Genomic DNA, 26,647 nt, shown 5'->3' with positions numbered 1-26,647 from the left:
AAATTGCACATTTTAGTTTATAAATTAATAATTTAAAAATATAATTGACAATTAATAAAACAGTATTATAATTTAACCAATGGTCTAACCAATAGACCAATTTTTGCTGGAGGTGAGATTATGTCAGAGGCTATAGCAAAAAGCGCTATAAGCAAGGTTAAGAGGTTTTTAATTCCTTACATGTTTTTGCTTTACGTTATTAATTTTTTAGACAGAGTAAATGTAGGTTTTGCTGCTTTAAAAATGAACAAAGATTTAGGTTTAAGCGCCGAACAGTTTGGTTTTGCTGCAGGTATTTTTTTTATAGGTTATTTAGTTTTTCAAGTTCCAAGTAACTTAATTTTACACAAAATAGGAGCGCGTATCTGGATTTCTATAATATTAGTTATTTGGGGACTAGTTGCTACGCTTACAGGTTTTGCAAATTCTCCTATGCACCTTTATGTCGCTAGATTTTTATTAGGGTTAGTCGAAGCGGGATTTTTCCCTGGTGTAATATTGTTTTTAACATACTGGTTTCCGCAAAGAGACCTTGCCCAAGCGGTAGCTTTATTTATGACCGCACTTGCATTTTCAAGCGTTATTGGCTCTCCAATATCTGGTATAATTTTAGACCATGTGCATTGGGCAGGACTTGAAAGCTGGAGATGGCTATTTATATTAGAGGGGTTTCCTGCTTTAATATTTGGCATAATAACATTTTTTATTTTACCGAATAAACCATCTGAAGCAAAGTTTTTGACATCAGAAGAAAGGGATTGGCTTACTAACGAGATAGCTCAAGAGCAATCAGAAAAAGCCAAACAGAAAAAAATGACAGCAGCTGAGGCAATGAAAAACGGGCGTGTTTGGTTGCTAGCTTTTATTTACTTTTTTGGGTTAATTATGGGATTGTATTCAATAAGCTTCTGGCTGCCACAAATTATAAAAGGTCTCTCAAAAACCTATAGTTCTCAAGCTGTCGGATTTTTGGCAATGATACCATTTTTATTTGCAGCAATAATGATGGTTGTTAATGGATCATCAGCGGATAAAAAAGCTGAGTGGCGTTACCACACACAAATACCTCTTGTAATTAGTGCTATAGCTATATTTGCAATGCTATTTATAAAAACGCCATTTACTTCTATTGTCGTTTTGTCAATCGTTACTGCTGGAGCTTACGCTGCTTTTGGACCATTTTGGGCACTACCAAATAAGTTTTTATCAGGCGCAGCTGCAGCTGCAGGCATAGCAGTAATCAATTCAATTGGCAATTTAGGTGGATTTTTTGCACCATATATTATAGGTTTTATAAAATCTCGCACGGGCAATGTCTACTATGGGTTAGCAGCCGTTGGCGTATCTTTGTTGATTTCTGCAGTTTTACTTGCTTTATTGCCAAAAGAAGCAACTCAGGGTGCAAAACGGTACTAATTTTGTAAGGCTTAGGCTATTAGCCTGAGCCTTTGGTTCTTTATTCTTGGTTTTTTGGAGGTACTCTATGCAAAAAGTTTTGATTGAAGCATTTGAAGGCATGGTAGGAAAACAAAACTGCTGGAGCAATATAGAAGATACAATGGCATATAGTTACGATGCGTTCCCAGAAGAGCCAAAAGCTCCAGATATTGTAGTAAAACCGCAAAATTACGAACAAATTTCAAGTATTATAAAGCTCTGCAATGAGAATTCGATCCCTTTAATTGTGCGCGGCGCGGGTACAAATTTAAGCGGTGGTACACTGCCTGTTAATGGGGGGTGTGTAATGCTCATGAGTGGGTTTAACAACATACTTGAGATTAATATGGACGATTTGTACGCTGTTGTTCAAGCAGGTGTAGTTACGCAAAAATTTGCCGATGCAGTAGCAAAAAAAGGACTGCTCTACCCCCCAGATCCAGCAAGCCTAAAAGTCTCAACGTTGGGTGGAAATGTTGCAGAAAACTCTGGAGGTCTAAGGGCGCTAAAATACGGTGTAACCAGTCACTACCTAATGGGTGTAAAGTTTCTTGACAGCGAAGGTAATTTTATAAAAGGTGGCGGGAAACCTGTAAAGCTTGTAACAGGCTACAATCTTCCGGGGCTGATGCTATCTAGTGAGGGTACACTGGGTGTAATGGTAGAATTCATATTAAAATTAGTACCCCCTCCTCAGTCGCGAAAAAGCCTCCTTGTAATCTACAGTGACTTAATAAAGGCTTCTCAAACAGTCTCAGACATCATAAGCTCAAAGATTGTGCCAGCTACATTGGAAATACTAGATAATTTTACAATACAAACAGTAGAGAAGTTTCATCATTTAGGTCTTCCTATAAGCGCTCAAGCAATTTTGCTTATAGAGGTTGATGGCCATGAGGCTCAAGTGGAAGATGAGTATAAAAAAGTAGCAGATATTTGCAAGTCTTTTGGTGGGGAAGTTCATATTGCAAAAGACGATACAGAGCGTGACAGTCTCTGGCAGGCAAGAAGAGACGCTCTAAGCTCCCTTGCAAGACTAAACCCTACGTTGATATTAGAAGATGCAACGGTCCCAAGAAGCAAGGTGCCTGCTATGATGCAGGCGATAAACGATATAGCCAAAAAGTACAATTTGCTCATTGGTACATTTGGTCATGCAGGCGATGGCAACCTTCACCCAACAATCCTTACAGATAAGCGTAATGTTGAAGAAATGAAGCGTGTTGAAAAGGCCATAGATGAGATATTTGAGATTACACTAAAGCTTGAAGGAACACTTAGCGGTGAGCACGGCATAGGTATAGCAAAGGCAAAGTACCTAGAAAGCGAGGTAGGGAAAAGCACCATAGCTTTTATGAAAAGGCTAAAGTACGGTCTTGATCCAAATAACATATTAAATCCTCACAAAATGAGTTTATAAGAAGGTTATTTATGAGTGATAAAAAAGTTGATGAAATAGTAAAAGAGCTAAAAGAGTTAGAGCCACTTATAATACAGTGCTCAAAGTGCGGCACATGCCAATCTGTATGTCCAATTTATGATAAAGACCTCATAGAAACATCCGTGGCTCGCGGTAAGCTGGCTTTGATTGAAGCAATCTACGAAGGACGCATAGAACAAGCCGGTAGGATCTTTAAACATCTTGATTACTGCGTTATGTGCACAAGGTGCAAGCAGTATTGTCCAAGCGGCGTGCAAACGGATGAAATATTCTTAAGGGCAAAATCCATATTGAGAAAAACTAAAGAATTACCAAACTGGCAAAAAGCTGTACTAAAAATCATTATGCAAAAGCCAAAGCTTCTTGCAAAAACTGCTCCTTTAATGCACATTGGTCTTAAGTTTGGCTCAAAACAGGTAAAAGAAGATATATTTAAGCCCTTATTTGGCGAGTTTTCTCAAAGAAACGTCGTATCTATAAAATCAAGGCCGTTTACTTCTAAATACGGTGGACTCAACAAAGCCAAAGAAGAAAAAATGCGCGTAATCTTCTACCCAGGCTGTGCTATAACCTATATGTACACAAAGTGGGGAGAAGCTGTTGTAGAAGTACTAAAGCACTACGGTGTAAGTGTATATGTATCACAGACAAACAAGTGCTGCGGTATACCTGCTGCCACTATGGGTGAGCTGGACTTATACAAGCAGGTGGTTAATGAAAACTTAGAGTGGTTTGATTCAATTACTGATGCAAGCTACATTGTAACTGCCTGTCCTACCTGTCAGTATGGTTTAGATGACATGGGTGCAAAAATCACAGGCAAAAAAGCAAAAGTCCCTATGATGGATATAGTTGTATTTTTAAAAGAAGTGTTAAATGTAAACATAAAGCCGCAAGAAGAAGAAAAATCCACACTTCACATACCTTGCCATTATGAACACTCAAAGGATAATATACTAAAAGAATTTATGGGTAGCATAACTAAAGATTTTGAGCCTTTAGAAAACCAAAATTGCTGTGGTTTTGGCGGTACATTCAATGCCAAATACTACAAAGACTCAAGTAAAATACCACAATCAAAAACTCAAGAAATAAAAGAAAAGGATTTTAAAAAACTCTATACTCCATGCCCTGGGTGTGCTATGCAGCTTTCAGATGCGTTGATAAAAGCTAATTTAGACACAAAAGTAGCCCACCCTATAGAAGCTTTGTATGAGATGATTAAATTAGATCAGGCTAAATAAGCCTAGCCTGATTTTGTATGATTGATTTTGCTTGATCTATGATATTTAAAATAAGCTCTTTTGTGGTTGGTATATCATTAATTAGTCCTATTACTTGACCACATGCAAGCAGTCCATTATCAATTAATCCTTCTTCTAGCATTTTTTTGCCATTTAAGCCACTTAAATATGGTGCCAGTTTTTCAAGATTTGCATCTTGACGCTCTAACTCTAAAACTTTCAATGCATGTGTGTTTTTAAAAGCCCTAAGCGTATTTTTTAGACTACGCTCAAGCAAAACAGTATCGGTTTCTTTTGCTTTTAATAACGCTTGTTTGATATTTTCATGCAATGGAGCTTCTTGAGTTACCATAAACCTTGTGCCCATATTAACTGCACATGCACCAAGTGAAAGTGCAGCTACAAAACCCCTTGCGTCACCAAAACCGCCTGAGGCTATAACGGGTATGTTAAGCTCGTCTTTGGCTCTTGGTATTAAGATTAAAGAAGTTACATCATCTTCGCCGGGATGACCTGCGCACTCAAAACCATCAATGCTTACATAATCGCAACCGATACTTTGTGCCTTTAGCGCATGTCTTATAGAAGTGCACTTGTGAATGATTTTTACATTGTTGTTTTTTAATTTCTCAATATAGTTTGCTGGATTTGCGCCTGCTGTTTCAACGATTTTTATACCGCTTTGAATAACTATTTCAATGTATGTGTCGTAATTAACGGGTTTTAGTGTGGGCAAAAATGTTAGGTTTACGCCAAATGGTTTATTGGTTAATTTTTTTGTTTGCTCAATTTCGTTTGCAAGCTTGTCTGGCGTTTCAAAAGTAAGGGCAGAAAGTATACCAAGACCTCCCGCATTAGATACAGCGCTAACGAGTTCTTTTTTAGAAATCCACATCATGCCACCTTGCATTATAGGGAATTCGACACCAAAATCTTTAGTAAACTGTGTCTTAAACATTCAATCCTCCTTTTTTACGTAAACGTAATACTTAGCATATCATACGATATATATTAAGTCAATTGATTTATTAAGTTTTTATAATTAATTAAAATACTTTTTCTTGACTTAATGCCCCCAAAAGGTATAATTTTAAAAGTGAGGTAGTCTATGGAATACAAAATATTAACTTACCCAGATAAGGAATTAAAAAAAGTATCAGCTCCAGTGGAAAAAATTGATGACGAAATTGTAAACATTATAAAATCCATGAGTGAATTAATGCTAAAGAACAATGGTATTGGTCTTGCAGCACCTCAAATTGCCATAAAAAAAAGATTAATTATAGTAAATGAGAAAGCTCTAGGTGGTGATAGTAAAATAATAGCTATGATAAACCCGCAAATTTTGTCTTATGAGAGGTTTTACGAAGAACACGATGAAGGTTGTTTAAGTGTGCCAGGCTTTTATGGTAAGGTAAGTGACCGCAGGCGCTACATTAGAGTAAAATACTTAGATTTAGAAGGGCAAGAGCAAGAAGTTGATATTGATAATTTTTTATCCGTTGTTGTTCAGCATGAGATTGACCATTTAAATGGCATTTTGTTTGTTGATAGGATAAACTTTGTTGAAAAATTGAGATTTAAAAAATTTTTAAAAGAAACTAAATGAATATAGTCTTTTTTGGCACAAGCGAGATTGGTGTTGAAACGCTAAGAAGCTTAAATGTGCATTTTAACGTAAAAGCAGTTCTCACAACTCAAGACAAGCAAGGAAAACGCAATAAAACTTTAATTGAAAGTCCAATAAAACAAGAAGCTCGAGAATTAAATTTAAGTGTGCTTCAACCCCAAAAGCTTGATGTTGGGGTTTTAGAACAAATAAAGAATTGTCAAATGGGTGTGTTGTTTTCTTATGGAAAAATCATACCACAGAATGTAATCGATGCTTTTAAATATGGCATATTGAATATTCACCCAAGTATACTGCCAAAGTACAGGGGTGCATCACCTATAATAAGCGCTCTTTTAAATGGTGATACACATACGGGCATAAGCATAATAAGCCTTACAAAGGACTTAGATGCAGGCGATATTTTGATGCAAAAGATAATTGAAATAAAGTCCGATGATAATAATATTACACTATCTGGCAAAATTTCCCAAATTGCAAGTCAAATGATTGTTTGTGCTGTAGAGTATGTGCAAGCAGGCTTGATAAAACCCATACCTCAAAAAGGCAATATATCTTATGTAAAAAAGTTTGATAAAAGTGACGCACGTATTAATTTTGAAACAGAAGATGCTGTAGCTATAGTTAAAAAAGTAAAAGCTTTTGCGGGCTATTTAGAGGCTTTTTTCCGCTATAACGGGAAAATTTACAAAATATTAAAAGCTAGCGTTGTAGATAAAAACTCAGATCCAGGCACTGTCATAGAGGTTAGTAAAAGTTCTTTAGTAATTGCGTGCAAAAATAAAAGCATTAGCATAGAAGAAATTAAACAAGAAGGGAAAAATTCTATGCCCATAAGAGCCTTTTTGGCAGGTTATAAAATTCAATGTGGTCAAAAGCTAATCTAGAGCGTCTTAGTTTTATTTTAACGCCTATTTTACTTATCCTGTCATTTTATTATTCTTTCGTTTCTTTTTTTGCTTTTGTTCCACTCTTTATTACACTTAAATCTCTAAAAAATACCAAGGTATTTGCAAATGTGCTTTTGATTACAACTGTAGCTTTTGTGCCTTTTTTTTTATTTTTGTACATAGGGTTATTAAAAGGCATTTATGTTTACAACCATGTGCCGTTTTTTTTGGCTTTTTTTATGTATTTGGGCGTATGCATATACCAGCTAATGTATACGTTTTTGCCGTTTTATTTGGTAAAAAAATTTAATATTAGTTTTGTGCTTTTGCCTGTATTTTATATATCTTTTGAATATTTGCGCTCAATTGTACTCTATGGCGATCCCATTGGCAATGTCAGTATGTTTGTTTATAATATGCCATTTTTTATAAAGGATGCAAGCTGGTTTGGTTCGTATTTTGTTGGCTTGAAGCTGTTGTTTGTTAACATAGCAATATATTATTTGTATAATAAAAAAATAAAACAGCCTCTTATAATTTTAGGCTTAATTGCATGTTTGTTTTTTGTTGTTAATTTACCCCCAAAAAACGGTTCTCTTAATAAAACTATAGCTTTAATTCAAGGTAATATACCTCAGTCTCAAAAATGGGATAGTGCAATGCTAATGAATAATTTAAATGTTTATATAAATGCTACAATCAAAACAGATGCAGATCTTGTGGTATGGCCTGAAAGTGCTTATCCTTTTTTATTTAGTCCAAGAGACTTTGATAAGTTTTTGGGCAACTACAAAACGCCTATCATTTTTGGTGCACAAACTCAAAGGGGCTATAATTATTACAACTCCGCAGTTTTTTTCAACAATGAAAAATTTGACTATTATGATAAACATGAACTTGTGCCATTTGCTGAGTTTATTCCTCTTAGGAAGTATTTGAGCTTCATTCCCACTGTTACAAAGTTTGGCAGCTTTACGCATGGCAAAAGGTTTACGCTTTTTGATGTCAATGGCCTAAAGACCGCTGCGATCATCTGTTATGAGGAAGATTTTGAGCAAATTGCAAGAACTTTTAAAGATTTAGGTACAAGGTTAATTGTGGTTATAACAAATGATGCGTGGTTTAGCCATACACCTACATTTCATCTGTTTTACAGAGATGATTTTTATAGGGCTATTGAGAATAATATATACATAGCACGTTGTGCAAATACAGGGTTTAGTATGATTGTAAACCCATCTGGCAAAATGATTGCGAGTCTAAAACCCTATACTGTTGGAATACTAAAAGCGAAAATTACATTTAATGATGAAGATGCAACAGTATTTGATGGGTTTGGACACTATTTTACACTAATTAATCTAATTTTTACTGGAATTTTACTTTTAATATTTATTTTTAGAAAGAAAAAGGCAGCTTAAAGCTGCCTTGCCTGATACCTTTTGTGCACAAAAAGTCTCAACGCAACTTATTTTGTTGAGTTTGTTGCGTTAGTGGGTGCAGCTGTTGAGTTTGTTGCGTTAGTTGAGTTTGTTGCGTTAGTGGGTGCAGCTGTTGCGTTTGTGGCGTTGGTTACATTAGTGGTGTTTGTTGTGTTTGTTGCATTTGTTGCCTGTTTTTTCTGGCAAGATGCAAGTGTTAAACTTGATGCTACTACTACCGCTAATGCTGCTACTTTGAAACTTTTACTGAATAAGTTTGACATTGTCTAAAACCTCCTCAAATGTCACTCTTAGATTAAGGTAATATACACAAAAAATACAAATTTGCAAGAAAAATCTAATTGTATTTTGCATTGATAAAAAGGTAAAAACTAAAGTTTGACTAATTTAGCCTAACTTATATAATCAACTTTATGGAGGTTTTTCATGGGTTATGTTTTGGGTGTAATTGGGCATTCAAATGTTGGGAAAACTACTTTAATAGAGCATCTTATAATAGAATTAAAAAAAGATAAGAAGATCGTGGGTGCCATAAAACACGATGCTCACGATTTCAAGATAGACTACAAAGGTAAAGACACATACAAACTAAAAGAGGCTGGTGCCTCAAGCGTTGCCATTTCCTCTAAAAATAAGTGGGCACTAATTCAGGATGTTGATACAGAAAAACCGCTAAAATCAATTTTGTCTTTTTTTGATTACTGTGACTATGTTTTTATAGAGGGCTATAAGCTTGAAGATATACCAAAAATAGAAGTCTACAGAAGTGAGTTTGACTATACTCCACTTGTGAAAAGTGGTATAAAAAATGTAATTTTAGTAGTTACGGATGTAGCGCAAGAGTACTTTGGTGTACCTACAAGATACATTGATGACTATGAGGGTATTGTGGAGTTTATAAAGCACCATGAGCATGTTTCAAAGATGAAAAAATGAATATCTTACAAATTGAACCTGCCTTTTCACTTTCTGGCGGTGCTAATCAAGTTGTGCTAAACACTAAAGAACTTATCAAAAGAGGCCATAAGGTTTATCTTGCAACGCTTAAAGATTCATACGTATATAGGCAGCTTGGTTCTTACTGTGAAATCATTGAGATTGATGAAGACAACTCTTTGGCTGCTAAAACCATTAGAAATTTTTTGCAAAAAGAGTATATTGATATTATCCATACACACCACCCCAAAGGCCATGCAGTAGGTTTGAAGTCTGTTTCGTTTATCAAAAAAGAAAAGCTGGTAGTCCAGCGCGGCGTTATTTTTACACCGCAGAATTTTTTTAAATACCTAAACCCAAAAATCGATGCGTATGTAGCAAACGCTAAAGCGGTAGAGCGCTCTTTGAGAAAAATTTTTGTGAGTAAAAAGAAAATTCATGTAATATACAGTGCTATAGATGAAGAATCTCTTGAAGCTGTAGACAAAAAGACTGCAAGGGATTATTTAGGACTGGATGGTTTTGTATTTGGTGTTATTGCTAATTATTCTAGCTACAAGGGTCACGATTTGTTGCTTTGCGCTTTTGCATTATCAAAACTTGAAGCAAAACTTGCACTAATTGGTAAAGATACACATAGTCTTTTGGATAAATGCAAAAAATTTGGCATATCAGATAAGGTTAAAACATATGGTTTAGTTGAAAACGCTGGTAGGTTTATGAGCGCCTTTGATTATTTGGTTGTACCGTCTTTAAAAGAAGCACTATCGAATGTTATTATAGAAGCTTTTTTCAGGAAAATACCAGTTATTGGCACTAGTATTGGCGCTATACCAGAGCTACTTGAAAATAATAGGGGAATTTTGGCTCAGCCTACAAAAGAAGGTTTACTAAAGGCTTTAAATAAAGCTTATATGTCTAAAGACAATAGTTTTGTTGATAATGCTTATCAATTTGCAATTAATAATTTGACGATAGTAAAGAAAATAGACAAATTGGAAAAGTTATACGAAAGGCTTATTTCAAAATGAAATTTATTTTTAAATTATTAAGAGTTCTACCATACTGTATAGTAGAGGGTTTGTTAGGTATTGTGGCTATTTTAATGTATTTTATTTTGACAAGCAGACGAAAAATTGGTTTAAAAAATATTGGATTAGCCTTAGGGGTTGATAAAGCTAAAGCAAAAAAGATACTTTTTAATACTTATCTTTATTTTGCAAAGATGGTTTCGCTAAATATCAAACATTTAGGTGATAAAAAATTCGTAGAGAAACACTTTAAAATACAGGGTCTGGAAAATTTTAAAGAAGCTTTATCACACAGCAAAGGCGTATTGTTTACTACAGCACATTTTGGTAATTTTGAGATGCTTGTGTGTGGATTTTCTATACTAAAACAGTCTATCAGTGTAATGGTAAGGCCGCTTGACAATAAAGCCTTAGATAGACTTGTTTTAGATCTAAGGCAATCTTGCGGGAATAAGATTATTTCATCAAGACTCTCAACGTTTGATTTTCTTAAAATGCTTCAAAATGGGCAGACAGTGGGCATATTGGCAGACCAATACGGAGGCTCTAAAGGCTTAGAGGTAGAGTTTTTTGGTAGAAGCACAAAATCTTCAGAAAGCATAGCCCTGTTTTCTTACAAAAACAAAACGCCTATTTTACCTGCTTATTTGAAAGAAGAAGGCAAAACATACACGATTGTAATTCAAAAACCCATTTATCCCACAGATGAGCCGTTTAAACAAGCTTTGCACACGATTATGCGCAGTATTTATGCAGAATTTGAGGATTGGATTAAAAAAGAGCCTACAAAATACTTATGGATGCACAATAGATGGAAAACCTAGCGGTCTTTTTAGACAGGGATGGTACTATTATTAGGGATCCGGGCTATTTAAAACGTTTTGAAGACATCAAGTGTTTGCCAAACATAAAAAAATCTTTAAAAATATTCAAACAACTAGGCTATAAAATTATTGTAATTACAAATCAGTCAGGTATAGCAAGGGGCTATTTTAGTGAGGACTTTGTTAAAAAAACTCATGAGACAATAAATAAGCGTTGTCTTAATTTGATAGATGCATTTTATTTTTGCCCACATTTGCCAGAGGATAATTGCGCCTGTAGAAAGCCCAAAACAGCTCTAATTGATCAAGCAATTGCTGATTTTAATATAAAAAAAGAAGGCTCTTTTGTAATAGGGGATAAAGAATCAGATGTTGAACTTGGCTTAAACGCAGGTATCGAACCTATTTTGATACTAAACGGTGAAGGCATAAAGTGTAAATCAAACACTAAAGCTTCATATATATTTAGAAATTTATACGAGGTGGCGCTATGGATTTATCAAAAGGCTTCTATGGCATAACAATGGAAAACGATAGCATTGGCACTTGTAAAAAATTGATAGATTTTGGCGCAAAAGCGATACAGTATAGGGCAAAAAATTTACCAAGCAAACAGATGCTTTATGAAAGCCTTGAAATACGAGAATTGACAAAAAAAGCAAATGTTTTAATGATTGTAAACGACAGGCTAGATTTAGCTTTAGTTGTTGGCGCAGATGGTGTGCATGTAGGCCAAGATGATATACCACCGTCTTATTTGAGAAAGATTGTCCCCAAAGGTTTCATTATTGGCTTATCAACGCACTCTCTAGATCAAGTATTAAGCAGCGAGGTTGATTTTGTTGATTATATTGGCGTTGGGGCTGTATTTAAAACAAGTACCAAAGATGCAGTGGTGATTGGACCAGATCTTGCACAGCAAATGGTAAAGTCTTCTAAAAAACCAGCCTATCTTATAGGAGGCATAAAATTATCCAATATTGATAGCATAAAAGGTATTGGTGCTTATGGCTTTACAAGCATAACGGATGTATTGTATAATGATTATGGGCATTTTTTGGAGATGTTAAATAAGTGGAACAGTTAATTGATCCCTTTGGCAGAAAAATTGATTATCTAAGAATATCTGTTACAGATAGATGCAACTATAGGTGCGTGTACTGTATGCCACTTGAAGGTGTAGCATTTAAGGATATGAGCGAGATTTTGACTTATGAAGAGATTGCTTTGTTTGCAAAGGCTGCATATGATCTTGGTGTTAGAAAAATTAAATTAACGGGCGGTGAGCCTTTAGTTAGAAAGCACATATACAAGCTTGTAGAAATGTTAAGAAATATAGGCTACAACGACATATCTCTAACTACAAATGGCAGTTTGCTCAAGAATTATGCAAGATTATTAAAAGATAGTGGTTTATCAAGAGTTACTGTAAGTCTCGATACTTTAGATAAACAAAAATTTAGAGAGATAACCAGATTTGGCAGCATTGATGATGTTATAAGGGGTTTTGATGAGCTTGATAAGGTAGGTTTTGTTAATACAAAAATTAATAGCGTTATTATGCGCACATACAATATTGACTGCGTAGAAAGCTTGCTTGAATTTGCACTGTTGCGCAAGTATGAAATAAGGTTTATAGAGTATATGCCGACAGATTTTAATGAAGATTTTAAAGCAAATTTTATACCGATAGATGAAATAAAAAATATTATCCAAAAAAATTATTTATTAAAAAGTACAAACTATAAAACAAATGGTCCAAGCCAATACTGTGAAGTTGAAAATACACGCATTGGTTTTATTACACCACTTTCGCATAACTTTTGCGCTTTTTGTAATCGCATTAGACTATCTTCTGATGGCAACTTAATTTTGTGCCTTGGTCATGATATAAGAATCAACTTTAAAGCGGTTTTAAGGCAGGGCAGCTTAGATCAAACAAAGGAACTTTTAAAAAACTCTGTATTAAAAAAGCCCAAGCAGCACCAACTGCTTACGACAAACATTCATCAATCTTTTTCCAACCTTGGAGGATAAAAAATGAAATTTACACATTTTAACGAACAAAATAAGCCTACTATGGTAGATGTATCCATTAAAGAGCCAACGCTAAGGATAGCTTTAGCACAAGCAGTTGTAAAGCTCTCAAAGCAGGCTTACCTTGCAGTAAAAGAAGGTACAGTTAAAAAAGGCGATGTGTTGGCTGTAGCAAGTGTTGCTGGTATAATGGGCGCAAAACAAACACCTCATTTAATACCAATGTGTCATCCATTAAACCTAGATCAAATCAATATTGACTTTGAGCTAAACGATGAAGATAATACTATCAGGGTAATTTCTACAGCTAAGATAACAGCCAAAACCGGTGTTGAGATGGAAAGCCTATGCGCTTGTTCAATTGCTGCACTTACCATTTACGATATGTGTAAGTCTATTGATAAATCTATTGAAATAACAGATATTTATTTACTCAAAAAAAGTGGTGGCAAATCAGGCGAATTCGAAAGAAAAACCTAGGATTTAAAACTTGCTTATTCTAATAAATTTGTTACAATAAACTTAGTTATATATAAAAGTTTAAGTAAATGAAAGAGAAGTTGTTTAAAAAATTACCCATAATTATTTATGAATCTATAGTCAAAATAAAAGACGAAAGTGTAGAAATATTAAGCATTGATTTACTAGATAGCAATTATATTGAAGCCTTAACGGGCTATACAAAAGAAGAGCTATCAAGCCCAAACTTATGGTTCAGCAAAATCCACGAAGAAGATAAACCAACAGTTTTAAAAAAATTGTCACTTTTAGAGACAAGCGAATCAACAAGTTTCACCTATAGGTTTTTGACTAAAAATGGCTCTTATTTATACCTAAAAAACAATGTTTATATAACTGAAAAAAATGATAATGTCTATAAAAATATTGGTTTTGTAGAGAATTTAACGGATCTATTTGATTTGCAAGTGCAGTCGCAAGAATCATTAGAGCTATTCAAAGTATTGTCTATAAAATCGCCTGTTGGGATTTATATGCTTGGCAAAGATTCCTATATTTATGCAAATCAAAAGACACTGGATATATTGGGGTATACTTTTGATGAAATCAAACATATAAAGCCTATTGATTTATTCTATAATGAAAAAGAGAGAGTTAAGATAAACGAAATTTTACAAAGACGCTTTAGAGGGGAAAAGTTTTCTATTAATTACAGCGAAATAAAGATGCTAAAAAAAGACAAAAGCATCATTTATGCCAATTTGTTTGCAAACACAATCAAATACAAAAACGAGTACGTTGCATTTGGTGTCATTATAGACATAACAGAACAAAAATTAATCGAAAAGCTATATTTTGCATTAAAAGAGATAAATAGATTGATTACGCTTGAAAATAGTGAAGATAAATTGTTGATGTCTATCTGCAGGATTTTAGTTGAAAAATTGGATTTTGGTCTTGTAAGCGTAGGCTATATTGATGCAGCAAAAAATTTTGTCGTAAAATACGCAAATGCTCAAAATGAAGCAATTTTAAGTGACTTTAAAACTTTAAAAATCTCTACAGATATAAACACTGATTTTGGCCTTGGTGTAGTGTCAAGAGCGTTTAATTCTGGTGCTATCTCAATAGTGTCTAATGTAAAAAAAGACTCTGGTCTGCATTTTTGGAGTAGCTACTTTAAAAAACACAGCATTCTATCTGCTTGCGCGATACCAATCTTATTATATGGTAAGGTTCAATATGTTATACTTTTACACTCAAAAATTGCAAATCAATTTAGAGAAAAGTATTTAGATATATTGAAAGAAATACAATCCGATATTAGTTTTGCTCTCCAAAAAATAAAAGATGAGCAACACAGGGTTATGCTGGATGAAGCCATTTGGTCATCTTCTGAATGGGTTGTGATAACAGGTGCTGATGGGACAATTGAGTATGCAAATAAAACAGTAAGCGATATATCGGGTTATGAGGCGCAAGAATTAATAGGCAAAAAGCCTTCTGTTTTTAAATCGGGCTACCACAGTAATGATTTTTATAAAAATTTGTGGGATAATTTATTAAGTGGAAAGAGTTATAATTGCTCTTTTATAAATAAAAATAAAAATGGGAAGCTATTTTACCTTAGTTCTTTAATTATACCTGTAAAAATCAATGACAAAGTAAGCCGATTTGTTGATCTAGCGCGCGATATCACGAAAGAAACAAAGCACCTTCAAACTATAGAAAATTTATCAAGCATATATGCGACTTTATCTGAAATTAACCAATTGCTCATATACGAAACAAATGAAGAAGTGATATTTGATAAAATAACAAAAATTCTTGTTGAGTACGCAAAGTTTAAGATTGCCTATGTGGCGCTTGTTAATTATGACAATGATTTTTATATAAAAGCCTCAAACATAGAAAATCCGAGTTACAAGAGCTTTTTAGATTTTGTATCTAAACAGTTTAGCATTTTAAAAACACTGGATAAAGACAAATTGTATAGCTTTCCTTTTTTTAAATCTTTTAAAAATAAGCGCGTTTACATTATAAACGATGCAAGCACAAAGGCCTTGGGACCGTTTAATGCTGAAGCTGCAAAAATTGGCATACATTCATGCTGCTTTCTGCCTATTATTAAAAATAGCAAATCAATTGGTGTTATCGTAGCTTTGTCTGATAAAATAAACTTTTTTAACAAAAGCATATTTGACTTGCTAAAGGAAATAACTTTGGATATCAACTATGCGCTCGATAACTTAGAAAATCAACGCTGGCGCAATATTGTTATGCTTGCAATAGATAAAAATGAAAATTTAATAGGTGTGATGGATAAGGACTTTAATATTGTGTATGTCAACGAAGCAGTTGAAAAGATTACGGGTTTTAAAAAAGATGAAGTTATTGGTAAGCATCATTCTATTTTTAGCTCAAAAACTCACAGCAGGGAATTTGCAAAAAATTTTTATAACACTTTAAAATCAGGAAAGATTTTTTCTGATATTATTACTTACAAAACAAAAAATGAAACTTTTTTCAATGCGCTTGTTAGCATAGTGCCCTTTATTGAAGACAATCAAATAAAGTATTATGTAATCATAGCAAAAGACATATCAAGAGAAAAATCATTGTACGAGAAAATAAACTATTTAACAAACTTTGATATGACTACTGGTTTACCGAACCGTCAGGCTTTTCTTGATTACATCGAAAGGTTTCTAAAGCGTGCAGAAATTGAAAACAAAATAGGTGCAGTTGTTGTTATAAACCCAATAAATTTTGGCAATATAAACAAAGCTTATGGCTTTGAGTTGGGAAATCAAATACTTCAAGCAATCGCTAAGAGATTGGGCAAAACTGTTAGACAGATTGATATAGTAGCCAAATTAGAATCAGATAAGTTTGCGGTTTTATTGAAAGACCTTTCGTTTGAAGAGGATAGTTTAGTATTAATGGTAAATATTATAAGGGTGCTTTCTGATGATTACAATATAAATGGTAATACAGTAAAACTTTCGTTTAACGCTGGGGTAAGTTTGTACCCAAAAGACTCTAAAAGTTCGAAAACGCTTTTAGAAAAAGCAGAGATTGCGGTAGTAGATGCAAAAGAAAAGGGAGAAGGTGCGCTTGGGTTTTACAGGCAGGAAGTTGAAGCGAGTGCTAAAGAAAGGCTTGATTTAAGATACAATTTAACCAAAGCAATTACAAACAGAGAATTCTTGGTTTATTACCAGCCCTACTTTGAGGTAAAAAGCAAAAAAATTATAGGCGCAGAAAGCTTGCTTAGGTGGAAAAAAGACAATAAAATTATTCCACCTCTTGAGTTTATACCATTTTTGGAAGAAACAGGCCTTATTTTGAATGTTGAGGATTGGATAAAAAACGAAGTGGCGCGCGATATTAGTTTGAGAAAACATAAAATACCTATTTCCATTAATATTTCACCTATTAGTTTTAAACAACGCCATTTTGTAAATGAAATTGTATCTATAATTCAAGCAAATTTAATTGATCCTTCTCTAATAATCATTGAGATGGTTGAGCGCACATTTGTAGAAAACTTGCCTTATTACAAAGTATTGTTCAATGAACTAAAAAGTCACAATATAAAGCTTTCTTTGGATGATTTTGGGACGGGTTATTCTTCCTTATCTTATTTGAGTGAGTTGCCGTTTGACTATATCAAGATTGATATATCATTTGTTAAAAAGATGCTTTTTGACTTAAAGGCAAAATCTATAGTCGAAACCATAATTTATTTAGCGCATAATTTAGGAATAAAAACAATTGCAGAAGGTGTAGAAACTACAGAACAACTTAGTATGTTAGAGCAATTAGGTTGTGACGCAGTCCAGGGATTTTTGCTATCTATGCCGCTTACCAAAGAAGAATTTGATCATTTAATAGGAGATTAAACTATGAAAGGTGAAAAAAGTGAAGTAAAATCAATGGTTAAAATTAAGCGATGGTGTGAAAACTATCCCGCCGAACGCCCGCCAAGATTTTTAAGGGCTTTTATGCTCTATATTCTAACACAAGGTCCCAAACATGGTTTTAAAATTATAGAAGCACTTCAAGATATGGGTATAAAGTACGAAGATGTAGGAGACTTTGGTTATATTTATAAGACACTTAACGCAATGGAAAAAGATCAGCTTATTATTTCATCTTGCGATATTAACGATAAAGGCAGGGGAAATTACAAAAAAATCTATACGCTAACAGACAAGGGCAAATCTGAGCTGAAGTTATGGATTCTGTCGTTAACAAACTTAAAAGAAAGCTTGGAAAGCTTTTTACAAGCATGCAACAATATTGATAAGGAGAGCTTATGAAAAAGACAGAGTTTTTGTATTTTAGTGGTTGTCCAAATTTTGAGCCTACTTTCAGCAACTTATTAGAGGCTCTAAAAGAGCTTGGTACAAACATTAATGTGCAAAATATTGATGTAGAAACGCTTGGAAAAGCCAAAGAGGTAAATTTTTTGGGATCTCCTTTCATATATAGACGGTATTGATACATATACCCTAAAAAAGCCTCAAGAAGTTAGCTATGCTTGCAGAACTTTTGATATAGACAACAAAAAAAGCGGTATCATACCAAAAACATTTATTAAAGATAGATTAAAAGATTTTATTTAGGAATTTTATAGTTTAAGGATATGTAAAAAAAAGTTAGCTAAACTTTTTATATGAAAACGCTTAAACAAAAAGATTTTCTATATTATGTATAAAAATTGTTCCAACGGTAGAATATTTCTTGACAACCACCGTTATATAAAATATTATATGGCAAAAAAAGGAGGCGTTATGAAAAGTGTACTAGCGGTGCTTCTTGTGGTTTTTTTTGCGCAAATTTCTTTTGCGGGTGAGCTAAAAGTTGTTATTGCACCAAATCTTGATAAAGTTATTAAACCCATTAATGCAGAATTTGAAAAACAAAATAAATCGACGAAGGTAGTTGCAATTCCCCTCGTGTCTGGTGCAGCCTACCAGCAAATTACAAATGGCTACCCAGTGGATATTTTTATGTCAGCCGATGCAAAATACCCACAAGAATTAGTCAAAAGAGGTTTTGCTTTAAATGATGATTATTATGTATACGCTATTGGCAAACTTGTGATCTGGACAAATAGTAATATAAAATTAAACAATGATTGCATAGAGAGCTCTTTAAGCAAAGATGTGTTGCATATTGCCATTGCAAACCCAAAATTAGCGCCTTACGGAAGGGCTTCTATCGAAGCTTTAAAAACAGCACATATTTATGATAAAGTGGAGAAAAATATTGTATTTGCAAATGATGTGCAGCAGGCCCAACAATTTGCCCAGACAGGTAATGCCCAAATAGCATTTATACCGCTTGCGTTAGTAATTAAATCTAATAGCGGTCATTATTGCGACATTGATCAAAATTTATATAAGCCTATTAAACAAGCAATGGTTATATTAAAATCCTCAAAAGATCAAGCATTGGCTAAAAAATACTTAGAGTTTATGAAATCAAGTCAGGCAAAAAAAATCTTTAGAGAATTTGGATATGATACGCCGTAAAAAACTCTACTTACCAATAGAGCAAGCAGTGGTAATACTAGATAGCTCACAAAACAAAAGCGAGGCTTACAAACATTTAGAGTTTGTAAAACCAGAAAAGGTAAAAAAGATTCTAAAAGTCTATGGTTTTGAAACCTAAAAAGGAGAGTAAATGTACTTTTTGCAGGATGATATAGAAAGACTAATAAATGACGATATACCCTATAGTGATTTAACTACAGATGTTTTAGGTTTGGATGGAAATTGCGAAGCAGAGTTTATAGCAAGGCAAGACTTAGTGGTTTGTGCAACCGAAGAAGCAAAAAGAGTGCTTGAGTGTTTTGATATCTTGGTAAGAGGGTTTGTGCCTTCTGGAGCTTTACTTAAAAAGGGCGATTTTTTGTTAAAAGCAAGTGGAGATTTCAAAAATGTACAAAAAAGCTACAGGATCTGTTCTAACTTATTGGAGCATGCTTGTGGATTAGCCACTAAGACAAAAAATTTTGTTGATTTAGCTAAAAGCATTAACCCAAATATAAGAATTGCCACAACCCGCAAAGCCTTTCCATTTGCAAAAAAACTTGTGATAAAGGCTATCTTAAGTGGCGGCGCAAATGTGCACAGATTAGGTTTGTCTGAAACAATTTTAATATTTAAAGAGCACATAATGTTTATGGGTGGATTTGATAAGTTAATTAGCAAAATTGATGAAATCAAACGTTCTGCTTACGATAAAATGGTTTGTGTTGAGGTAGAAAATTTAGATGAGGCAGTCAAGCTTGCAAGGGTAGGTATTGATTTTTTGCAGTTAGACAAGTTTGATGTAGAACAAACAAGGCAAGCCGTGATACACTTGAGAAATATTAATAATAATATTAAAATAGCCGTAGCGGGTGGCATTAATGATAAAAATATCCTAGATTATGTAAAAACAGGCGTTGATTCAATAGTTACTTCATGGTTGTATTTTGCAAAACCCTCTGATATTGGTGTAAAATTTACAAAAGTTGTTTAATGTTCTACTTTGTGCTTGACATATTTTTATTTTTGTATAAAAATGAGATAACTATATTGGAAAATCAAAAAGGAGGTTTTGAGTGCATTCATTAGTTTTCATTAAGCAAGTTCCAGATGCGGCTCAAGTAAGGGTTGATTATGAAACTGGAACTCTCATAAGAGAAGGTGTTCCAGCTATTATAAACCCTTTTGACACGCATGCTATTGAAGCAGCAGTCCAGATAAAGGACAAATTTGGTGGTAGTGTATCAGTTTTGTGTATGGGCCCTCCTATGGCAGATGAGGCTTTAAAAAAAGCTCTTGCTATGGGTGCAGATAATGTGTTTTTGTTAAGCGATAGGGTATTTGCAGGATCCGATACCTTAGCGACAAGCTATGCATTATGGGCAGGCGCGCAAAAGGTTATACAAGAAATTGGTCCGGTTGATATATTTTGGGCAGGAAAGCAGGCGATCGATGGCGATACAGCACAAACTGGCCCAGGTATAGCAACGCGTTTGGATGTTCCTTTGGTTACATATGCTGTTGAGGTAAAGGAAGTTGATCCATCAGCAAAAAAAATCAAAATCGTAAGGCTTTTGGAAGGCGGCACTGAAACTATTGAGGTACCGATGCCGTGCATGATTACAACAGAAGAAACGCTCAATCATATAAGATTTGCCCCACTTTCATACCTTATAAAAGCTGCTAAAACTCCTGTCGTTTTGCTTAACTCTAGTAACACTACAATAGATGCTTCTCAGTGTGGTTTAAAAAACTCACCAACAAAAGTTAAAAAAGCATTTACACCACCAAAGAGAGAGCGTGGAGAGATGATCGAGGGTAGCTTAGATGAGATTATAAGTGCAGTTTATGAAAAAATAGAACCAATGCTTAAGCAGTTGGGAAGGGTTTAAGGGGTGGATAGATGATTAAGCAAGATATTAAACAGTATAAAAATGTGTGGGTTTTTATAGAACACAATGATGGTAAAATTGAGAGAGTTTCTCTTGAGTTATTAAGTAAAGGCGCAGAACTTGCAAAAGACCTTAATTGCGAGGTATGTGCATTTACCGTTGGTGATAAGGTTGAGCATTTTGCAAAAGAAGTCGGTGAATATGGTGCGAAAAAATTTTATATAATCGAAAATTCTGTGTTAAAAGAATACAGGACAGAACCTTGGAGAAATGCAATAGTATATTTAATTGATAAGTATAAGCCAGAAGTGGCTTTAATTGGGGCTACTACACTTGGTAGAGATTTAGCAGGTACAGTTGCAACAAAGCTATCCGCTGGTTTAACTGCTGACACTACAGCTCTAGATATTGATCCATCGAATAAAAATCTTTTAATGACACGTCCTACATTTGGCGGTAATTTGATGGCTACAATATTTTGCCCTGACAACAGGCCCCAGATGTCCACAGTAAGGCCTGGTGTTTTTAAAGCTGTGAAAAACCAAACGACGCCAGAAGTAATAAAAGACAAATACGACATTACAGAAGATCAGGTAGTCAAAAAAATCATTGAAAAAGTTCAAACAGGCGAAGAAAAAGTAAACTTGAGTTTTTACGAGGTAATAGTTTCTGGTGGTAAGGGTATGGGTAAAAAAGAAAACCTGAAATTACTTGAAGATTTAGCAAATGTACTAAGTGGTACTTGGGCTGTGTCGCGTAAAGTGGTTCAGGCTGGTTGGGCACCACAATCAAGACAGGTTGGTCAGACTGGTCAGACGGTTCACCCAAAAATTTATATTGCAGCAGGCATTTCTGGTGCTGTGCAGCACGTAGCGGGTATGAAATCCTCGGATATCATAATTGCAATAAATACAGATCCTCAAGCACCAATATTTGAAGTGGCTACATATGGAATTGTTGGTGATTGTTTGCAGATATTACCAAAAATGGCAGAAATGTTTAAACAAAAGTTGGTTAAATAGGGAGTGAAGATATGAGAAAAAAGGATTTTGATGTTGTTATAGTGGGTGCTGGGCCAGCTGGATTGGCCGCAGGGTATGTGCTAGCTAAAGCAAAGGTTAATGTTGCGATTATTGAGCGCGGCACATTTCCTGGTGCAAAAAACGTGATGGGTGGTATTTTTTATAGAAAAGCTTTAGATGATTTAATCCCAGAATTTTACAAAGAAGCCCCCCTAGAAAGGCACATAATCGAGCAAAAGATGTGGTTTATCTCAGAGGATTCCGTCTTTTCTACGGGCATTAAAAGCGAAAAATTTGATAAAGAACCATACAATTGCTTTAGCGTATTTAGAGCTAAATTTGATAAGTGGTTTGCTCAGAAAGTCCAAGAAGCTGGCGCATTAATCATAAATGAAACAGTAGTAAAAGACCCAATTATTGAAAATGGTAAAGTTATTGGTATTAGAACCGATAGGCCAGATGGTGATTTGTACTGCGATTGTGTTATAGCAGCTGACGGTGTAAACTCGTTTCTGGCAAAATCTTTAGGTCTTAGAGAAAAAATCACTCCAAATAAAGTGGCAGTAGCCGTAAAAGAAATTATCGGTTTGCCGGAAAATGTGATTAATGACAGGTTTGGCGTATCAAGTGATTCAGAGGGCGTTACAATCGAAATTACAGGACCATTTTTTGAAGGTATGGAGTCTATGGGTTTTATTTACACAAATAAGAATTCATTATCTGTAGGTGTAGGTACTATAATTGAGGATTTAATTGAACACAAAGTAAACCCAAATGATTTGATTGAAAAATTCAAAGCACATCCAGCAATTGCACCGTTAATTGCAGGTGGTGAAACAAAAGAATACTTGGCTCACATGATACCAGAAGGCGGCTATTATACTGTGCCAAAACTCTACACAGACGGATTTATGGCAGTTGGCGATGCTGCTATGCTTGTAAACAGTGTACACAGAGAAGGCTCAAACCTTGCAATTGAATCTGGTAAACTCGCTGCACGTACCTACTTGGAAGCAAGAGATAAGAACGATTTTAGTGCAAAAGTATTGAGTGCATACCAAACCAAAATGGAAGGGTCTTTTGTGTTAAAAGATCTTAAAATGTATAGAAACCTGCCTCATTTACTTGAAGAAAAACGCTACTTACTAACAAAATACCCGCAGTTAATTATTGATTCAATGTACAGCATTTACAATGTAGATGGTGTTTCAAAACCCGATAAGATTAAAAATATCAAAGACAAAGTAAAGAAAGAGTTTGGTTATTGGAATGTGGCAAAAGATATGTTTGCATTATGGAGGAAATTAGGATGAGGATAGAAGATAAATTATACTTGATAGGTTATAATGTAGACGAAGAAGGCTCTCATCTTGGTGTAAGCGATCCTGAGGCTTGCAAAAAGTGTCAAGGCAGGCCTTGCACTTATGTTTGTCCAGCTAGCGTTTATTCTTATGATGAAGAAGAGCAAAAATTATCTATAAACTACGATGCATGTGTAGAATGTGGCACTTGCAGGATTGCCTGCGATTATATTACCTGGAGATACCCAAGGGGCGGTTTTGGTGTTGCATACAAATTTGGATAGAGTCATATTGACAAACAGTTTAGTTAGAGTAAATTGTTAGTTAGAAAGTTTACGTAAGGAGGTTTTATATGTCTTTTTTGAAGGAAAAGCTAGCTGAGAAAATTGCTCAGCACAGACCACGCACTACTAAGCTTCTCAAAGAGTTTGGTAATGTAAAAATTGACGAGGTTACTATCTCGCAGGCTATTGGTGGAATGAGAGGCATTAAGTCTTTGGTAACAGATGTTTCATACCTGGACCCAGCGGAAGGTATTAGGTTTCGTGGATATACCATCCCCGAAGTTTTAGAAAAACTGCCCAAAGTGCCAGGTTCTGAAATGCCATACGTAGAAGGCCAATTTTATCTCTTGCTAACAGGTGAGGTCCCAACCGAGAAAGAAGTCAAAGAAGTAGCAGAAGAGTTTAAAAAAAGAAGAGCTTTGCCTGAATATGTAAAAGATACGCTTAAAGCTATGCCAAGGGATACACACCCTATGACTATGTTTGCGACAGGGATTTTGGCAATGCAAAGGGAATCAAAATTTGCAGCCTACTACAACGCAGGCAAATTCAACAAAAACACCGCTTGGGAGCCAATGTATGAAGATGCAATGGATTTAATGGCAAAATTACCTTCACTTGGCGCATATATTTACAGAATGAAATACAAGTGTGACACACACATCCCATCGAACCCAGACCTTGATTTGGGCGGCGATTTTGCAAGTATGATGGGTATTGATAAGCCATATGACGATGTTGCAAGATTGTATTTCATACTACACTCAGACCATGAAAGCGGTAACGTTTCGGCTCATACTGCTCACCTTGTAGCATCTGCTTTGTCTGATGCATACTATTCATATTCAGCTGCTATGGGCGGACTTGCAGGTCCATTGCATGGTCTTGCTAACCAAGAAGTACTAAAGTGGATCCAGGAAACCATAGATAAAAAATTAGGCGGAAAGGTTCCAACAAAAGAAGAATTAAAAAAATTCGTAACAGAAACACTCTCAAGCGGTCAAGTAATACCAGGATACGGTCACGCAGTGCTTAGAAAAACAGATCCACGCTATACGGCACAAAGAGAGTTTGCACTAAAGCACTTGTCAGATGATCCAATATTCCAGGTAGTTTCGATGCTATACGAAGTAGTGCCGCCGATTTTGTCTACACTTGGAAAAGTAAAAGATCCATGGCCAAACGTAGATGCGCACTCTGGTTGCATCCAGTGGCATTATGGTGTTGTAGAGTACGATTTCTATACAGTACTATTTGGAATTGGAAGAGCCTTGGGTGTTCTTGCTAACCTTGTGTGGGATAGAGCACTTGGTTATGCAATTGAGCGACCAAAATCTGTAACCACAGATATGTTAGAAAAAATGGCAGGCATTAAGTAATATTAGTGCACAATATATCAAAGCGCAGGTTATTTTTAAAGGAGGGGTTTTAAAAACCTCTCCTTTTTTATTTATGGAGGGTTTATGGATATATTAATTACTGGTGGTGCTGGTTTTGTTGGCTCAAATCTTGCTATCTATTTACAAAAGATGGCCGATAACATAACGGTTGTTGATGATTTGTCAAAAGGTGTTTATAAAAACCTAGAGGGCTTTGAGGGCGATGTTGTAGTGGCTGATATTTCTAAAGAAAATATGGATTGGGAGCATTATTTAGATTTCGAGCCTGATTATATTTTTCATCAAGCTTCAAATACAGACACAACATACCCAGATGATAAAGAAATGTTAAGAAGTAATATTGAAAGTTTTCGTAATATCTTAGAGTTTGCTATTAATTCCCAAGCTAAAGTTATTTACGCATCAAGTGCTGGTGTTTACGGGAAAGGTACTATACCAATGAGTGAAAATTCACAAAGGGATCCAAAAAATGCCTATGCATTTTCAAAGTACATAATGGAAAATATGGCAAGAAAATACACTGAGAATTACGATTTAGAGTGTGTGGGTTTGAGATACTTTAATGTGTATGGGCCAAGGGAGTCTTTTAAAGGCAAAGCGGCAAGCATGATTTACCAATTGGCTCTACAGATGAAAGAGCTCAAAAGGCCTCGTATATTTGAGTTTGGAGAACAATTTAGGGACCAGATTTACATAAAGGATGTGGTGGAAGCAAACATAGAAGCAATGGAAGCGCCATCTGGTGTTTATAATGTGGCCACTGGAAAACCTACAAGTTTTAATAAAATCGTTGAAGTGTTAAATAAAGTTTTAGGAACAAATCTAGAGCCAGATTATATTAAAAATCCCTATACGCAATTTTATCAAGATCAAACTTTGGCAGATGTAAGTTTGGCTGCAAGCAAAATGGGCTTTGTAGCAAAATACGATATAGAATCTGGAATCGAAGATTATATGAGGTGGCTGGGCTTTGTTTGATATAGAAAAATTGGTATCGAGATCTTGTAGATTGTGTCCTAGAAATTGCAAAGTAGATAGAAACAAAAGGGAAGGTCTATGCAAGACAAAAAATCAAATTGAAATCGCAAGTTTTAACTTACACTTTGGAGAAGAGCCTCCAATTAGCGGTACGCAGGGTAGCGGAACGGTATTTTTTGCCGGCTGCAATATGGCTTGTGTGTTTTGTCAGAATTATCCAATAAGTCAACTTAAAAGTGCTTATAAAGTGATAGATGAATATGCCCTTGCAGATATTTTTTTGGATTTGCAAAATCGCAAAGCACATAATATTAATTTAGTAACGCCCTCTCATTTTGTGCATCTAATATGCAAAGCTATTGATATTGCGCGACAAAAGGGTCTTAATATACCTATATGTTACAATACAAGCTCCTACGATAAAGTCGAAATTATAGAATCTTTAAAAGACTATGTGGATATTTACTTGGCTGATTTGAAGTATGCGGATAAAAGTTTGGCCAAAAGGTATTCGGGTGTAAATGATTATTTTGAGGTGGCAACAAAGGCTATTTTAAAGATGCAGGAAACAAAAGGTCATTTAACCTTACAAAACAATCTGGCTACAAAAGGCTTAATTATTAGGCATCTGATTTTACCAAATAATATTGATAACTCTAAGAGAGTATTAGATTGGATTGTAAATTATATAGAAAATCCGATAATTTCTTTAATGAGGCAATATTTCCCTGCCTATAAAGCGTTTGATTATCCAGAGATTTCAAAAAAACTAATTACTACTCAATGGAATGGCATACTAGAATATGCTTATAAATTAGGCATTGATGGCTTCATCCAAGTAGCGTAAAAAAAAACG

At 34.8% G+C, this 26,647-nt stretch carries 28 protein-coding genes; 26 read left to right on the top strand and 2 right to left on the bottom strand.

Annotated elements, in window-relative coordinates:
* Nucleotides 1-120: 120 nt before the first annotated feature.
* The 3 genes from DESAMIL20_RS08605 (at nucleotide 121) to DESAMIL20_RS08595 (ending at nucleotide 4,122) form a co-directional block, all read left to right on the top strand.
* Nucleotides 121-1,416: an MFS transporter gene (locus tag DESAMIL20_RS08605; protein ID WP_086034446.1), complete on the top strand. Its 1,296-nt coding sequence runs from the start codon at nucleotides 121-123 to the stop codon at nucleotides 1,414-1,416.
* Between the two features lie 67 nt (nucleotides 1,417-1,483).
* Nucleotides 1,484-2,857, top strand: coding sequence for an FAD-binding oxidoreductase (locus DESAMIL20_RS08600; protein WP_086034445.1), 1,374 nt, complete (start codon nucleotides 1,484-1,486; stop codon nucleotides 2,855-2,857).
* Nucleotides 2,858-2,868: 11 nt separating this feature from the next.
* Nucleotides 2,869-4,122 (top strand): (Fe-S)-binding protein, encoded by a 1,254-nt coding sequence (locus tag DESAMIL20_RS08595; RefSeq protein ID WP_086034444.1) that lies wholly within the window; start codon nucleotides 2,869-2,871, stop codon nucleotides 4,120-4,122.
* Here the strand turns inward: DESAMIL20_RS08595 and DESAMIL20_RS08590 are convergent.
* A complete protein-coding gene (locus tag DESAMIL20_RS08590) occupies nucleotides 4,115-5,080 on the bottom strand; it encodes an NAD(P)H-dependent flavin oxidoreductase (RefSeq protein ID WP_086034443.1) in 966 nt (321 codons plus the stop codon). The two genes, DESAMIL20_RS08595 and DESAMIL20_RS08590, sit on opposite strands and share 8 nt — an antisense overlap.
* 150 nt (nucleotides 5,081-5,230) lie before the next feature.
* Between DESAMIL20_RS08590 and def the strand changes: the two genes are divergently transcribed.
* Genes def through lnt form a run of 3 tightly spaced genes read left to right on the top strand, consistent with a single transcriptional unit; the run spans nucleotide 5,231 to nucleotide 8,063 of the window.
* Nucleotides 5,231-5,731, top strand: coding sequence for a peptide deformylase (gene def / locus DESAMIL20_RS08585; RefSeq protein WP_086034442.1), 501 nt, complete (start codon nucleotides 5,231-5,233; stop codon nucleotides 5,729-5,731).
* A complete protein-coding gene (gene fmt, locus DESAMIL20_RS08580) occupies nucleotides 5,728-6,639 on the top strand; it encodes a methionyl-tRNA formyltransferase (RefSeq protein WP_086034441.1) in 912 nt (303 codons plus the stop codon). Before def ends, fmt begins: the two co-directional genes overlap by 4 nt.
* Nucleotides 6,618-8,063 (top strand): apolipoprotein N-acyltransferase, encoded by a 1,446-nt coding sequence (gene lnt / locus DESAMIL20_RS08575; RefSeq protein ID WP_086034440.1) that lies wholly within the window; start codon nucleotides 6,618-6,620, stop codon nucleotides 8,061-8,063. The genes fmt and lnt overlap by 22 nt, the downstream gene beginning before the upstream one ends.
* Nucleotides 8,064-8,110: 47 nt before the next feature.
* Here the strand turns inward: lnt and DESAMIL20_RS08570 are convergent, their stop codons facing one another.
* Entirely contained in the window at nucleotides 8,111-8,347 is a 237-nt protein-coding gene (locus DESAMIL20_RS08570) for a hypothetical protein (RefSeq protein WP_086034439.1), read from the bottom strand.
* Between the two features lie 163 nt (nucleotides 8,348-8,510).
* Between DESAMIL20_RS08570 and mobB the strand changes: the two genes are divergently transcribed.
* The 20 genes from mobB to DESAMIL20_RS08475 all read left to right on the top strand — a co-directional run bounded on the left by mobB (nucleotide 8,511) and on the right by DESAMIL20_RS08475 (nucleotide 26,638).
* Nucleotides 8,511-9,020: a molybdopterin-guanine dinucleotide biosynthesis protein B gene (mobB, locus tag DESAMIL20_RS08565; protein WP_086034438.1), complete on the top strand. Its 510-nt coding sequence runs from the start codon at nucleotides 8,511-8,513 to the stop codon at nucleotides 9,018-9,020.
* On the top strand, nucleotides 9,017-10,051 hold the full coding sequence (locus tag DESAMIL20_RS08560; RefSeq protein ID WP_086034437.1) for a glycosyltransferase: 1,035 nt from the start codon (nucleotides 9,017-9,019) through the stop codon (nucleotides 10,049-10,051). The genes mobB and DESAMIL20_RS08560 overlap by 4 nt, the downstream gene beginning before the upstream one ends.
* Entirely contained in the window at nucleotides 10,048-10,875 is an 828-nt protein-coding gene (locus DESAMIL20_RS08555; RefSeq protein WP_086034436.1) for a lysophospholipid acyltransferase family protein, read from the top strand. The genes DESAMIL20_RS08560 and DESAMIL20_RS08555 overlap by 4 nt, the downstream gene beginning before the upstream one ends.
* Nucleotides 10,863-11,396 carry a D-glycero-alpha-D-manno-heptose-1,7-bisphosphate 7-phosphatase gene (locus tag DESAMIL20_RS08550; RefSeq protein WP_086034435.1) on the top strand — a complete coding sequence of 178 codons (534 nt, stop codon included), beginning with the start codon at nucleotides 10,863-10,865 and terminating at the stop codon, nucleotides 11,394-11,396. The genes DESAMIL20_RS08555 and DESAMIL20_RS08550 overlap by 13 nt, the downstream gene beginning before the upstream one ends.
* Entirely contained in the window at nucleotides 11,366-11,962 is a 597-nt protein-coding gene (gene thiE, locus DESAMIL20_RS08545) for a thiamine phosphate synthase (RefSeq protein ID WP_086034434.1), read from the top strand. The genes DESAMIL20_RS08550 and thiE overlap by 31 nt, the downstream gene beginning before the upstream one ends.
* The gene (gene moaA / locus DESAMIL20_RS08540) at nucleotides 11,950-12,912 is read left to right on the top strand and encodes a GTP 3',8-cyclase MoaA (RefSeq protein ID WP_086034433.1); all 963 of its coding nucleotides are present in this window, start codon (nucleotides 11,950-11,952) and stop codon (nucleotides 12,910-12,912) included. The genes thiE and moaA overlap by 13 nt, the downstream gene beginning before the upstream one ends.
* A gap of 3 nt (nucleotides 12,913-12,915) precedes the next feature.
* Nucleotides 12,916-13,392, top strand: a complete 477-nt coding sequence (gene moaC, locus DESAMIL20_RS08535) for a cyclic pyranopterin monophosphate synthase MoaC (protein WP_086034432.1) — start codon at nucleotides 12,916-12,918, stop codon at nucleotides 13,390-13,392.
* Nucleotides 13,393-13,460: 68 nt separating this feature from the next.
* A complete protein-coding gene (locus DESAMIL20_RS08530) occupies nucleotides 13,461-17,276 on the top strand; it encodes an EAL domain-containing protein (RefSeq protein ID WP_086034431.1) in 3,816 nt (1,271 codons plus the stop codon).
* A 3-nt stretch (nucleotides 17,277-17,279) separates the two neighbouring features.
* The gene (locus tag DESAMIL20_RS08525) at nucleotides 17,280-17,696 is read left to right on the top strand and encodes a PadR family transcriptional regulator (RefSeq protein ID WP_086034430.1); all 417 of its coding nucleotides are present in this window, start codon (nucleotides 17,280-17,282) and stop codon (nucleotides 17,694-17,696) included.
* Nucleotides 17,693-17,878 carry a hypothetical protein gene (locus DESAMIL20_RS10610; RefSeq protein ID WP_204218589.1) on the top strand — a complete coding sequence of 62 codons (186 nt, stop codon included), beginning with the start codon at nucleotides 17,693-17,695 and terminating at the stop codon, nucleotides 17,876-17,878. The genes DESAMIL20_RS08525 and DESAMIL20_RS10610 overlap by 4 nt, the downstream gene beginning before the upstream one ends.
* A gap of 292 nt (nucleotides 17,879-18,170) precedes the next feature.
* Complete coding sequence (modA, locus tag DESAMIL20_RS08515) at nucleotides 18,171-18,914, top strand: molybdate ABC transporter substrate-binding protein (RefSeq protein WP_158090568.1); 744 nt, start codon at nucleotides 18,171-18,173, stop codon at nucleotides 18,912-18,914.
* Complete coding sequence (locus DESAMIL20_RS10505; protein WP_158090567.1) at nucleotides 18,901-19,053, top strand: hypothetical protein; 153 nt, start codon at nucleotides 18,901-18,903, stop codon at nucleotides 19,051-19,053. Before modA ends, DESAMIL20_RS10505 begins: the two co-directional genes overlap by 14 nt.
* Before the next feature lie 12 nt (nucleotides 19,054-19,065).
* Complete coding sequence (gene modD, locus DESAMIL20_RS08510) at nucleotides 19,066-19,908, top strand: ModD protein (protein WP_086034428.1); 843 nt, start codon at nucleotides 19,066-19,068, stop codon at nucleotides 19,906-19,908.
* An 82-nt stretch (nucleotides 19,909-19,990) separates the two neighbouring features.
* Entirely contained in the window at nucleotides 19,991-20,806 is an 816-nt protein-coding gene (locus tag DESAMIL20_RS08505; RefSeq protein ID WP_086034427.1) for an electron transfer flavoprotein subunit beta/FixA family protein, read from the top strand.
* Between the two features lie 11 nt (nucleotides 20,807-20,817).
* Nucleotides 20,818-21,828 carry an electron transfer flavoprotein subunit alpha/FixB family protein gene (locus DESAMIL20_RS08500; protein WP_086034426.1) on the top strand — a complete coding sequence of 337 codons (1,011 nt, stop codon included), beginning with the start codon at nucleotides 20,818-20,820 and terminating at the stop codon, nucleotides 21,826-21,828.
* An 11-nt stretch (nucleotides 21,829-21,839) separates the two neighbouring features.
* A complete protein-coding gene (locus DESAMIL20_RS08495) occupies nucleotides 21,840-23,141 on the top strand; it encodes an FAD-dependent oxidoreductase (protein ID WP_086034425.1) in 1,302 nt (433 codons plus the stop codon).
* Nucleotides 23,138-23,413, top strand: a complete 276-nt coding sequence (locus DESAMIL20_RS08490) for a ferredoxin family protein (protein ID WP_086034424.1) — start codon at nucleotides 23,138-23,140, stop codon at nucleotides 23,411-23,413. Before DESAMIL20_RS08495 ends, DESAMIL20_RS08490 begins: the two co-directional genes overlap by 4 nt.
* 68 nt (nucleotides 23,414-23,481) lie before the next feature.
* The gene (locus tag DESAMIL20_RS08485) at nucleotides 23,482-24,792 is read left to right on the top strand and encodes a citrate (Si)-synthase (protein ID WP_086034423.1); all 1,311 of its coding nucleotides are present in this window, start codon (nucleotides 23,482-23,484) and stop codon (nucleotides 24,790-24,792) included.
* An 84-nt stretch (nucleotides 24,793-24,876) separates the two neighbouring features.
* Nucleotides 24,877-25,791, top strand: coding sequence for an ADP-glyceromanno-heptose 6-epimerase (rfaD, locus tag DESAMIL20_RS08480; RefSeq protein ID WP_086034422.1), 915 nt, complete (start codon nucleotides 24,877-24,879; stop codon nucleotides 25,789-25,791).
* Nucleotides 25,784-26,638: a radical SAM protein gene (locus DESAMIL20_RS08475; protein ID WP_204218587.1), complete on the top strand. Its 855-nt coding sequence runs from the start codon at nucleotides 25,784-25,786 to the stop codon at nucleotides 26,636-26,638. The genes rfaD and DESAMIL20_RS08475 overlap by 8 nt, the downstream gene beginning before the upstream one ends.
* Nucleotides 26,639-26,647 lie beyond the last annotated feature (9 nt).

The organism is Desulfurella amilsii, from assembly GCF_002119425.1.
Classification (GTDB): domain Bacteria; phylum Campylobacterota_A; class Desulfurellia; order Desulfurellales; family Desulfurellaceae; genus Desulfurella; species Desulfurella amilsii.
The sequence above is the reverse complement of the archived record's forward strand: the minus strand, read 5'-3'. Positions and strand labels throughout refer to the sequence as shown.